Source organism: Streptomyces hygroscopicus, from assembly GCF_026168105.1.
In the GTDB taxonomy this organism is placed as follows: Bacteria; Actinomycetota; Actinomycetes; order Streptomycetales; family Streptomycetaceae; genus Streptomyces; species Streptomyces hygroscopicus_D.
Window position 1 is genome coordinate 25,785 of sequence record NZ_LBMW01000063.1, and the last position, 11,341, is coordinate 37,125.

Consider the following 11,341-nt stretch of genomic DNA (forward strand, 5'->3'; position numbering starts at 1 on the left):
CCGTCCCCTGCTCCCTGACAACATGCCTGTGTACGTCCTCGTTCTTTTCGGTCAGTCGGTTGCCGACGGCTCGTCGCGTCGTTGCTTGCGGGACGAACCCTTCCCGTCCCGGACCGATCGCTCGTCTCGCGACGGTCCCTTGCCCCCGGCACGTCCGGATCCGCGGTTGCCGATGGGCGCACGCTCCGGGCCGGTGTCGGCCGCGGTGAACGCACTCTTCCTGGCTCCGGAAGACTTGCTCTTGGCCGTACCGACGACGCCGTCCGAGGCGCTCGCGGATCGGCGCGTTGTCTGCCCACCAGCCGTACCCTCCTGCTGAGCAGCTCCGATCACCCCCCGTCGGCCGAGACCCTCGCTCCCCCTCGGCGCCTTGGATGCGGCCTCACCGCCGATCACCGTGCCGCGAGGAATCCTGGAGCCGGTCGCGCCCTGCGCCGCTTCCGTGGTGGGCTTCCCGCCGACCACGCCTCCGGTGCGTGCCGCGCCGGTCGCGCCCGTACCGCCGACACGTCCGATCGGCGTACTGCCAACGCGTCCAGCCGGCGTACCGCCGACCTTCGGTATTCCGCCGGTCACGCTTCGTCCCGTAGGAGTCTTGCCCACCGCTGAGGCGGGCCCGCGGAGGCCCGTTTCACCGGAAGCCTCAGCCCGACCGACCGGGCCCAGGGGCCCGCGCGTTTGCCCCAAGGGCCCGCGCGCTCCCGACGTTTCGCCGGCCGGATCGGCAACCCGCCCCAGCAGCGGGCCTCTGGTTCCACCCGCTCGCCCGAACCCAGGCGTGCGCCCGGTGGGCACACCAATGGCGGGGGGTATGGGACCGGTGGCGAAGGGAGGAGTCGGTCCCCCGGAGCCCACGCTGGGGCCGGTCACAGTCGGTGGCGTGACGGTGGGCGCAGGCTGCGCGGTCACCGGCGGTAGCGTGCCGACACTGTCGATGTTCGTGCCCACATGCTGGTCCGCATGTGCAACAGAGTCGTGCAGCTTCTTCGAAGGCTCCAGAGTCTCCTCCGGAACCCGCCCGACCGTGGTGTCCACGGACTGATGGCGCATGGTTCCCGATTCACGAGCAGCCGGGCCGGCAGCCGCAAGACGAGCCGTGCCTCCCTCGCTCGGTGGCTCCACCTCGCGGAGCGTCACCGGCCTCGGCACCCCCACATCCGGCATCGGACCAAACGTAGGCACCTGCTGTGCCCGCAGCGACTCCTCCGACACCGCGTAGAACGACGCCAACCGGTTCATCTGGTTGATCGCCTCTTGCCGGTGTCCCTCGACCTTCAGTGCCGCCTGGTACTCGGTGTTGCTGTCGACCTGTGCGACAACCGGAAAGTCCTGGACGTCCTTGGCCATGAGCCTGTCGTCGCGCGGCGGCATGGACTTGCGTACGGACGCGAGGCCCGAGCCCGCGGCGGTGATCTGCGTGCCCACGTGCTCGGCGAAGGTGGCGATGCCGCGCGCGGTGTTGACGAGGTTGTTGCTCCAGTCGCGGAACGCGTTGCCCGACGCGCCCTCCCACTGGACGCGGCCTATGTGGCCGCCGAGTTCGTCGGCGGCGTCGTTGATCGCGTCCCGGGCGTCCCACAGTGCCCTGCCCGCAGTCTCCAGGTGCTCCGGATTTGCGGACTCGACCATGTCGATCATGTCGTTCAGGCGGTGCTTCTCGAAGCTCGTCTTGCCGAAGCGAATGCCCGGAGCGAGGCCGAAGGGGCTCAGCGCCTGCGACGTGACCATGACAGCGTCGATGGCGCCGACCTCGGCGTCGGCCTGGCCCAGTTCCGCCTTGTGTGGATCCTGCTGCTTCTGGTTGTCGCCCATCAGTACCCTGCCTTGGCCTGATCACCGTTCGAGTGCTGCACGTCGCTCTGCGCGGCTGCGTGCTGCTGGTTGACCTCGGTCCGGATCTCCCAGAACCGGCGCCTGAGGTCCTCCTCGAGGTTGTCGAAGCCGATGTCCGCGCCCTGCACGGCTATTTGAAGGGCCTCGATCTGCAGTCGCAGCGTCTTGGAGAGCGTCGTGATGTGCTCGTGGACGCGCTCGTACTCCGTGTGAAGACCGGTGGCCTCGGCGAAGTCCCCCGTACCGCTGAACGAAGGCCGGGAGATGGTGTGGGCCGCGACCTTCGCCGAACTGCCCGCCGATCCTTCGAAGTTCGCCAGGAGGCCGTCCACACGCTTCTTGAAGGTCTTGAGCGCCTCCAGACCGCGCCTGAGGTCGGCGCCCCCTCCCGCGTCCGCAGGAAGCACGATGCGTATCCCCCGTTCCCCGTTTCCGTCGCTCGCTTCGGGCAACCACGCCCTTCAAGCGTTCATCTTCGCAACGTGACCACTCTAGTCACCGCCACTGACAGCCCCAACTGCCCTATGCAACAACCGTGCTACCGATGACCAAAGCTTCACCCTTCATTCACAGCACACGGCCTTGCCGACCTCGACCCCCGTGCGGCTAGTCGGCCCCGACGAGCCGTCTGCTCCTGCGGCGCGCGTCACGGATCGCCACCGCCGCGCCGCCGAGCCCCGCCACCAATACCGCCGCGCCCACCGCCACATACGTCGCCAGGCGTGCATTGCGTTCATCGGCGGTTTCGCCGAGATGGAGCGTGGCGGGAGTCGGAGCCTCGGCCTGGGAGAGGCCGTCGTGCGGGTCGGGGGCTTCGATCGGGTGGTCGTCGTCCGTGACCGCTTGGACCGGGTCGACGACGCCCCAGCCGACGAGACGGTCGTGGCCTGCGACCGAGCGTTCCGCGGTCTGCTCGATCTGGGCGACGATCTCGCGTGCGGTCCAGTTCGGGTGCTTCGCCTTGATCAGCGCCGCGACTCCGGCCACGTACGGTGCGGAGAAGCTCGTACCGTTGTCGGAGCAGTGACCGCCCCGGGGAACGGTGGAGATCATGTCGACACCCGGGGCCGCGACACCCACGAACTCGCCGGACTGGGAGAAGGACGCGCGCTCGTTGTTGCGGTCCGAGGCGGCGACCGCCAGGACCCCCTCGTACGACGCCGGGTAGGTGCGCTTGACGTTGCCGTCCAGACCGTCGTTGCCCGCGGAGGCGACCACCACTATCTGCTGCGCCAGCGCCTCGTCGATCGCCCGCCTCAGGTCCGGAGCGGGCTCCACGGCGTTCGAGGTGTCCTGGGAGATGTTGATGACCTGGGCCTTGACCCGGATCGCGTAGCGGATGGCAGTGGCCAGGGTCTCCGCCGTGCCGTCGCCGTCCGCGTCGTTCTGTTCGATGGGGATGATCGTCGCCTCGGGGGCCAGACCGACGAAACCCGTGCCCGCGGCCGGGCGGGCGGCGATGATGCCCGCCACGCGTGTGCCGTGGCCGACCGTGTCCGTCGTGCCGTCGGGCTTGCCGCGGTCGATCTTCTCACCCTTGGCGTTCTTCGGTGGAAGGAAGTTGGCTCCGCTCGAGGCGTCCACCGCCCTTGTGAGCTGCGGGTTCTTGGTGTCCACGCCGGTGTCGATGACCGCCACCCGCACGCCCTTGCCCTTGGACCGGCTCCAAAGCTCGTCCAGGAGGACACGTTGCAGGGCCCAAGGGCGGCCGGGGTAGTTCTTACTGGGGAAGGTGCACTGGTCGCCGAAGGAGTCCGCGGTGGCGGGCGGAGCGAGTGCGGCCGTGGCCGTGACCGTGATCGTGACCAGGGTCGCGATCGATGTCGCCGTGGTACGGAGGGTGCGGGACGAAGGTGCGTACGGCATTCCGCTCCCCTAGGAACCCTGCGGCTGGCTCGCCGCCGTCGTCGACAGTCGGGGTCCCGTCGGCAGGAACACGGACCAGGCGGCCGGTATCGGAGCGGGGTCCACATCCGCGTACCCGAGACGCTTTTGGGCCAGCTGGGCCTCCTGCTGCAACTCCCGGCGCTTCTGGGCCGTCATGCCGATGCCCGCCCCGTTCGAGTCGCTGTCGGCGTTGGACTGCATGGCGTAACGCAGGCCGGTGTCGGTGACCAGGAAGATCCCGCCCGCCTTGGTCTCGTTGCCCTGGAACTGGCGGTAGAGCTCGCCCGAGCCGGGGGTGACGTAAGCGCTGGAGGAACCGGTGGCGAGCGTGGCGGGGAAGTCGGTGCCCGCCCAGGTGCTCAGTGTGGTCGTGCCGTTGCTCCCGTCGACGTCACGAAGGACGTTGCAGACGGTGTTGCGGCTGCCGTCGGTGAGGCCCGCGTCGTTCACGGCCTTCGGCGTGAGGCTGGGCCACTTGCGGTCCGCGGCGAACGCGGTCGTGCTGGGCACGAACGCGCCGGCGCTCACGTCGAGTGCCTTGCCCGCCTGGCCGAGGCCGACCAGGTCCCTGCTGTTGAGGAGCAGTTTCGCGGTGAAGTCCGAGACGGGAGCGACCTTGCCCTGCTCCACCACGTAATACTGCCGGCTGTCACCGTTGGGTGCCCTGAGGACCATGCCGACCTTGTTCGCCTCGGCAGGCAGGCTGCCCGATATCCCGGCGCCGGCGCCGACCTGCCCGTCGACCTTCGGGAAGGTGACGCGATCACCCTGATGAAGGGTTTCCAGCCACTCCTGGGACACTTTCTGGGGCTGCCGGCCGGCACCGACGAGGGTGCGCAGCAGCAACTCGTCCTGCCTGTCGACCTCGTACCCCGTGCCGTGCGCGTCCACGATGTAGCGCGTTCCGTCCGGGCCGGCGACGTACAGCAGCTCGCCGCCCTGCAGCTTCTGCGCGCTGTCCTCGGTCCTGTCCATGTCGCGGGCGGCGAAGACGAACGCCGCCTTCTGAATGGAACTGCCGCCCGCGCTCGGACGCTCACAGACCGCCCAGCGCTTCTTGGCACCCGCCTCCTTGTCGGAGGGCAGGCGGTCGGGGGCGTACGGGATGCCGATGGTGACGCCGTGCGGGATCTTGCCGTTGTCGAGGATCGACTCGTCGACGGTGACCACTTCGCCCTTGCCGTCGTCGAGGAGCAGTTTGGCCGAGGCCATGTTGAGAACCGGGTGCAGCTGGGTCTTGCCGTCGGTCTTCAGGACGACGTAGCGGGTCGTGGACTTGCTGGCGATGATCACCTTTTCACCCGGGGTGTCCCACCCCTGGGGCGCGGTCGGCCGGAACATGCCCCACGCCCCGAACACGGCCATGACGACCACCCCGACGATGGTGCTGGGCAGCACCGCGCGCAGCGGCCGGGGCGCTGCCTCCTCCGAGCCGTCCGAGGACGACTGCACGAACGATGCCAGCATGCGCCGCTTCGCGAAGGTATAGGCGTTGAGTTGGTCCCGCCGAGATGCCATGTGCCCCTGATTCTCCCCGTGTTCCGCCTGGGTGACGGCCGGGGGCCGACGTCCCCCGTCCTCCGTTGTCGGACCGGCCCCCTACTATGCCTGGTGTCTGATCGGCTTGATGGGGCGGGTAGGGTGCCTGGACCCTCAAGGGTCCTGCGCAGTGGCGGTATTCCAGCGAGTTGTGAGCATAGCGGGGGGATGAAGTGATGGCTTCCGGGGCACGGGCCCGGTCTCGCCAGCAGGAGCGGACGGGAGGCTCTTCGGCACCCCCTCCGGCGCGCACCGGACAGCGGTCGACGCAGCACGCACAGGGGCAGGAGCAGAGCGCCGTGCGCGCGGGTGTCCGCCCGGTGCAGACCGGCTCGTTCCGACTGCAACGGCTCGTTCTGCCGGAACTCGCGGCCGCCGTCCTCCTCGTCGGCTGGGCCGTGGGGCCGGTGGCACTGGTCGCCGCCGCGGTCGTGGCCGTGCTGCTGTTGCTCCTGGCCTTCGCGCGGCGGCGCGGCCGTTCGCTGCCCGAGTGGATGGCCACGGCACGGGAGTTGCGGGCGCGCCGACGGCGGGCCGCGAACACACCCATACCTCCGGGCACGGAGCCGGGCCTGGTCCCGGCCGTGGAGTGCGAGCCGAGTCTGCGGACGTACTCGTACGGGGTTCGGGACCGGCGACCGGTCGGCATCGTCGGGGACGGGACGTTCGTCACCGCCGTGCTGCAGGTGGAGGCCGACGCGACCGCGCTGCGGGCCGGGCGGAGCCGCCAGCCGCTGCCGCTCCGGCTGGTACGGGACGCCCTCGAAGTGGACGGGATTCGGCTGGAGTCGGCGCAGATCGTGCTGCACACGCAGCCCGCCCCCGCGCTGCACCTGCCGCCGCAGTCGGTGGCCGTCACCAACTACGCGCCGTTGCAGGAGCAGAGCGGTGCTCCTGCGGTGCGCATCACCTGGATAGCGCTGAAGCTCGATCCGGAGCTGTGCCCGGAGGCCGTGGCCGCGCGCGGCGGTGGGCTCGTCGGGGCGCAGAAGTGCGTCGTGCGCGTGGCCCACCATCTCGCGAGCCGGCTGACGGGCGCGGGGTTCCGTACGACCGTCCTCGACGAGGAGGAGCTGGTGACCGCCCTCGCCACGTCGGCCTGCGCCAATCCGCTGGTGACGGCGGAGGCCGGACGGACCGAGGCGCGGGAGCGGCGGACCGAGGAGTCCGGCCGCAACTGGCGCTGCGACAACCGCAGGCACACGACGTACTGGATCCGTCGGTGGCCCCAGTTGGGCGGCGGTACGGGGCCTTCGCTGCCTCAGCTCGTCGGCTTGGTCACCGCCGTCCCCGCGCTGGCCACCACCTTCAGTCTCACCCTGGCACACGCGGAGCGGCAGGAGGTGTCGCTCGCCGGCCACCTGCGGGTGACCGGGCGCAGCGACGACGAACTGGTCGCCGCGCGGCGCGCGTTGGAACACGCCGCCCGTCAGGCGGGCACGGGAATAGTCCGGCTGGACCGCGAGCAGCTGCCCGGCATGCTCGCCACTCTGCCTCTCGGGGGTGCTCGTTGACGACCATCACCACGACGTCTGCGGCGGAGGACCACGGCTCCCCCGGCACGCCCGGTGGCGACGAGCCCTCGGCCGGCGGAGGGCTGCGCGGGCGTCTGCGCAGCGGTTTCGGACTGATGGGGCCCCGGCACGGGCGGCATGCGCTGTCGGTCGAGCAACTGGACTCGCTGACCTTGCCGATCGGGGACGACGGGGTCGTCATCGGCGTGGACGGCGAGGGCGAGCCGGCCGTGCTGGGACTCAACCGGCCCACCCCGTACGACGCCGTCCTGATCGGCGGTCTGTGGACCGCCCAGGTGCTCGCCCTGCGTGCGGCCGCGACCGGTGCGCGGGTGGCCGTGGAGACGGGGCGGCCCCAGCACTGGATGCAGATGGTGCATGCCATGGGCGGCGGGCAGAACGGCTTGTCCGTGTACGAAGTGGGGCGCGTCCCGCCGCAGGGCGCGTCGGCGGGCCAGCCGGTGCTGGTGGTGCGGGACTGCGGTATGCGGCCGCCGCGCGGACGCGTCGTCTCCGGGCCCTGGCAGGCGGTGCTGACACTGCTGCCGTACCTCAGCCCGGTCGCACCGCGGCTCATGCGGCAGGCGCGGCTCGTCGGAGTCCAGCGGGTGTCTCCGGACGAGGCGGCGGAGATAGGCCGCACATTGGCGCTTCCCCGTTCCGAAGTCGAGGCGCTGCCCACGCTGCACGACGGCGTGACGCTCTGGTGCGGCGACCGGGACCGGCAGTACGTGGTGACCCAGCCGACGGACGCCGAGACCGGATTGTTGGGTATGCCACGGAGAATGGACTGAGCGACGGAGCGGGGTGACCGTCGGCCGACGGGCCGCAAGAGCGGTCTGACGTACGGTGGTTGCGACCGGTTCGCACTCCGTTTTCGTCCGCTTTGTTCGCCAGGTGTACCCGTTTGGTGAACGGCCTCTGCACGTACGTGCGTCACACGGGGGCGCGGTGCGATGTGCCGGCGCGCCTCGGAGGCGTGGACGGGCCTGCCGTGGGGGCGCTCCTGGTGATTAGGCTGGGACCGGGCGCCACACCAGAAACTGTGACGGGCCGTCGGCGCTCCGGATTGCCGGGCGGAATCGGACGGCGTCGGACGACTTCGTACAACGAGAGCGGTCGCCCCAGCACGGCATGAGGGTGCTCGACCACACCAGGAGGAACTGTGAACAGCGATCGGGACGGGATCCGCGGGGGCTGGGCTTCACCCGACGATGACCAGTCCGACGCCGAGTCCGCCATCGAGATGACGGGCGAGTTCACCATCGACTACGCGCCGCCCGCCTGGTACACGCAGAACGCGCCGGCGGGCTCGGCGGACACGTCCGCGGCCGCGGAGGCTCCCGCCGCTCCGGTTCCGCCCGCGCCGGTACCACCCGTGTCTCCCCCGCCGCCGGCTCCTTCCGCGGAGGCGGGCACGCCCGTGCCTGCGCCGCCGGTCGGCGTGCCGAACCCGGCGTCCGACGAGGGTTTTCCCGCGTGGACACCGGCGGCCGACGCGTCCGCGGCACAAGCCCCGACCGGGGACGTCGAGAGCGGAGCGACGATGAGGTTCTCGCCGGTCGCGCTCAAGCGCGAGTTCGAGCAGCTTGCTTCCTTGAGCAAGGCGGCCGGGGACGTCGGGTCCGGTACGGCAGACACCGCAAAGGAAGGCGTTGCGGACGGGAGCGGGGGCGACTTCGAATTGACCGCGCCCTTCGCGGACGCGTCCGCATCTGCCTCGGGTGACGGTCGGCCTGGCGGCGATTCGGAGACCGGCGCGAGCGACGGCACCCGCCACGAGCAGGAATCCGCCGCCGAGGACGCGACCGGCGCGGCCGACGGCGCGCAGGACTCCGGCCCCGGACCGGAGGCCGCGGAGGAGGTGTCCGGAGACTCCGTGAGCCCGGACCGGACGGGCACCGAGGCCCGGGCTGAGGCCGAGACGGCGGAGGATGCCGCCGAGGCGCCGGGCTCCCCGTCCGCCGACCAGGCTTTCGCCGAGCAGGCTTCCGCCGACGCACCGGGCCAGGACGCCGAGGAGCTCGGCGACGGCGACGGCGGCACGTCGCCGCAGGGAGCCGCGTCACAGGGTGCCGAACCCGATGGCGCCGAGCCCACCGACGACGTGGCCGCTGACGGTGTGCCCACCGACGACGTGCCCGCTGACGCCGTGCCCGCAGTGCCCGCTGACGCCGTGCCCGCTGACGCGGTGCCCGCTGAGGCCGTGCCCGCCGCTCCCCAGGCCGTCAACACGCCCCAGGCCGTCGACCCACCCCCCTCCGCGCCTGTCTCCCCGGACGTCTCCGGGACCGCACAGCCGCCGCTCGGCTGGACCCCGCCGCCGGTGCCGCAGAGCACGGTTCCGCCACTGCCACCCGCCTACCAGCCGGCCGCGCCCGGCCCGGCTGCCCAGTGGCCCACCGGACCCCATGCGACCGGACCCCAGCCCGCCGAGCCCGGGCCCGCCGACGTGGCGCCGCCTGCTCCGCAGCCCGCCGCTGCGGCGCAGGCGGAGCAGCAGCCGCAGCCCCAGGCCCAGGCTCAGCCGCCTGTACCGCCCCAGCATCCGTTCCAGCCGCAGGCACCCCAGCCCGCCCCGGCTGCCTGGAACCAGGCCGCGCCGCAGGCTCCGGCCCCCAACGCCCAGGCTCAGCCCGTCGGTTACGGGTTCCCGCCACCCAACGCGCCCGTGCCCCAACAGAGCGGCTACGGCTTCCCGCCCCCGAGCGCTCCCGCTCCCGCCCCGAACACCCAGGCTCCCCACCCGCAGGCACAAGCCCCGGTCGCCCCGGCACCCCAGCCGAGCGCCCCCGCTCCCGCGCCGCCCCCGGCCGCGCCTCAGCCCACTGCCGGGTACGGCTTCCCGCCCTCGACCCCGGCACCCAACGCCCAGGCCCAGCCCGGCGGTTACGGCTTCCCGCCGCAGGCCGCCCCGCCGCAGCCCCCGGTCGACCCGCGCCTGGGTTCAGCCTGGCCGCAGCCCGTGCAGCACGACCAGCGGCAGCCGATCAACCCCGGTGCCGCGCCCCTGGGCTACACGGCCGCGGTGGAGTTGTCCTCCGACCGGCTGCTCAACAACAGGAAGCAGAAGGCGAAGAGCGGCCGTCCCGCCGGCGCCGGTGGGCGGTTCAAGCTCGGCGGCAAGAAGGAGGAGGCGGAGCGGCAGCGCAAGCTGGACCTCATCCGCACTCCGGTGCTCTCGTGCTACCGGATCGCCGTCATCAGCCTCAAGGGCGGTGTCGGCAAGACGACCACGACCACCGCGCTGGGCTCCACACTCGCCTCCGAGCGTCAGGACAAGATCCTCGCGATCGACGCCAACCCGGACGCCGGTACGCTCGGCCGCCGGGTGCGCCGAGAAACCGGCGCCACCATCCGTGATCTGGTCCAGGCGATCCCGTACCTGAACTCGTACATGGACATCCGGCGGTTCACCTCGCAGGCCCCCTCCGGCCTCGAGATCATCGCCAACGACGTCGACCCGGCCGTCTCCACGACCTTCAACGACGAGGACTACCGGCGCGCGATCGACGTGCTCGGCAAGCAGTACCCGATCATCCTGACCGACTCCGGAACGGGTCTGCTGTACAGCGCGATGCGCGGTGTGCTCGACCTCGCCGACCAGCTCATCATCATCTCGACGCCGTCGGTCGACGGTGCGAGCAGTGCGAGCACGACGTTGGACTGGCTGTCGGCGCACGGGTACGCGGATCTCGTCGCACGGTCCATCACGGTCATCTCCGGGGTCCGCGAGACCGGCAAGATGATCAAGGTGGAGGACATCGTCACCCACTTCGAGACGCGGTGCCGTGGTGTCGTGGTGGTGCCGTTCGACGAGCACCTGGCGGCGGGCGCGGAGGTCGACCTCGACATGATGCGCCCGAAGGTGCGGGAGGCGTACTTCACGCTGGCCGCGATGGTCGCCGAGGACATCGCGCGCCATCAGCAGTCGCACGGCCTGTGGACCTCGGACGGCAACCCGCCGCCGGTCGCCGCCCCGCCGCTTCCGGGCCAGTTCCCCGGACACGCCGCGCCGGGTCAGATCCCTGGGCAGCCCATGCCGGGCCAGCCCGTCGGCCAGCCGGTGCCTGGCCAGATCCCCGCCCAGCCCGGACCTGACCAGGTCCCGGGCCGGCAGATCCCCGGGCAGCAGTTCCCGGCTCAGCAGGTCCCGGCTCAGCAGGTCCCGGCTCAGCAGGTCCCGAGCCAGCACGTCCCTGGTCAGCACGTCCCGGGTCATCCGATGGCAGGTCAGCCGACCCCCGGGCAGCAGATCCCCGGCCAACCGACTCCCGGCCAGCCCGTGCCCGGTCAGCACCCGCACCAGCCGCAGCAACCCGCCCAGGGGTACCCCCAGCCCGGCCACCCGCCCTACCCGGGGCCCGGTGCCCAGCCCGGCCAGGCGCAGCCGGGGCAGACGCAGCCGGGGCAGACGCAGCCGGGGCAGACGGCGCAGCCCCAGTCCGACCCCGGGCAGCCCTACCCGCCGGCCCAGCAGCCGTACCAGGGCCAGACCCCGCCTCCGCCTCCGCCGCCGCAGCAGTAGGGCCCGTGCGGAGGCACAAGACGGGGCGGCCCGCGCCTGA

General features: G+C 71.7%; 7 protein-coding genes. 3 read left to right on the top strand and 4 right to left on the bottom strand.

Going from position 1 to position 11,341, the window contains the following annotated elements; all coding sequences use genetic code 11:
• Positions 1-51: 51 nt before the first annotated feature.
• The 4 genes from AAW14_RS35245 to eccB all read right to left on the bottom strand — a co-directional run bounded on the left by AAW14_RS35245 (position 52) and on the right by eccB (position 5,238).
• Positions 52-1,812, bottom strand: coding sequence for a WXG100 family type VII secretion target (locus AAW14_RS35245; protein ID WP_265568528.1), 1,761 nt, complete (start codon positions 1,810-1,812; stop codon positions 52-54).
• Positions 1,812-2,240 (bottom strand): hypothetical protein, encoded by a 429-nt coding sequence (locus AAW14_RS35250; protein ID WP_265568529.1) that lies wholly within the window; start codon positions 2,238-2,240, stop codon positions 1,812-1,814. The genes AAW14_RS35245 and AAW14_RS35250 overlap by 1 nt, the downstream gene beginning before the upstream one ends.
• Positions 2,241-2,439: 199 nt before the next feature.
• Positions 2,440-3,699: a type VII secretion-associated serine protease mycosin gene (gene mycP / locus AAW14_RS35255; RefSeq protein WP_265568530.1), complete on the bottom strand. Its 1,260-nt coding sequence runs from the start codon at positions 3,697-3,699 to the stop codon at positions 2,440-2,442.
• A gap of 9 nt (positions 3,700-3,708) precedes the next feature.
• Complete coding sequence (gene eccB, locus AAW14_RS35260; RefSeq protein ID WP_265568531.1) at positions 3,709-5,238, bottom strand: type VII secretion protein EccB; 1,530 nt, start codon at positions 5,236-5,238, stop codon at positions 3,709-3,711.
• Between the two features lie 197 nt (positions 5,239-5,435).
• Here eccB and eccE point away from each other — a divergent pair, with 197 nt between their 5' ends.
• The 3 genes from eccE (at position 5,436) to AAW14_RS35275 (ending at position 11,301) form a co-directional block, all read left to right on the top strand.
• Positions 5,436-6,773: a type VII secretion protein EccE gene (gene eccE / locus AAW14_RS35265; protein ID WP_416223425.1), complete on the top strand. Its 1,338-nt coding sequence runs from the start codon at positions 5,436-5,438 to the stop codon at positions 6,771-6,773.
• Positions 6,770-7,567 (top strand): hypothetical protein, encoded by a 798-nt coding sequence (locus tag AAW14_RS35270; protein WP_416223426.1) that lies wholly within the window; start codon positions 6,770-6,772, stop codon positions 7,565-7,567. Before eccE ends, AAW14_RS35270 begins: the two co-directional genes overlap by 4 nt.
• A gap of 371 nt (positions 7,568-7,938) precedes the next feature.
• Positions 7,939-11,301 carry an SCO5717 family growth-regulating ATPase gene (locus AAW14_RS35275; RefSeq protein ID WP_265568533.1) on the top strand — a complete coding sequence of 1,121 codons (3,363 nt, stop codon included), beginning with the start codon at positions 7,939-7,941 and terminating at the stop codon, positions 11,299-11,301.
• Positions 11,302-11,341: the final 40 nt, after the last annotated feature.

Bases quoted from the DNA above. Each gene is read 5' to 3' on its own strand.
- mycP (WP_265568530.1), bottom strand. From the start codon at position 3,699: ATGCCGTACGCACCTTCGTCCCGCACCCTCCGTACCACGGCGACATCG.
- eccB (WP_265568531.1), bottom strand. From the start codon at position 5,238: ATGGCATCTCGGCGGGACCAACTCAACGCCTATACCTTCGCGAAGCGG.
- eccE (WP_416223425.1), top strand. From the start codon at position 5,436: ATGGCTTCCGGGGCACGGGCCCGGTCTCGCCAGCAGGAGCGGACGGGA.
- AAW14_RS35245 (WP_265568528.1), bottom strand. From the start codon at position 1,812: ATGGGCGACAACCAGAAGCAGCAGGATCCACACAAGGCGGAACTGGGC.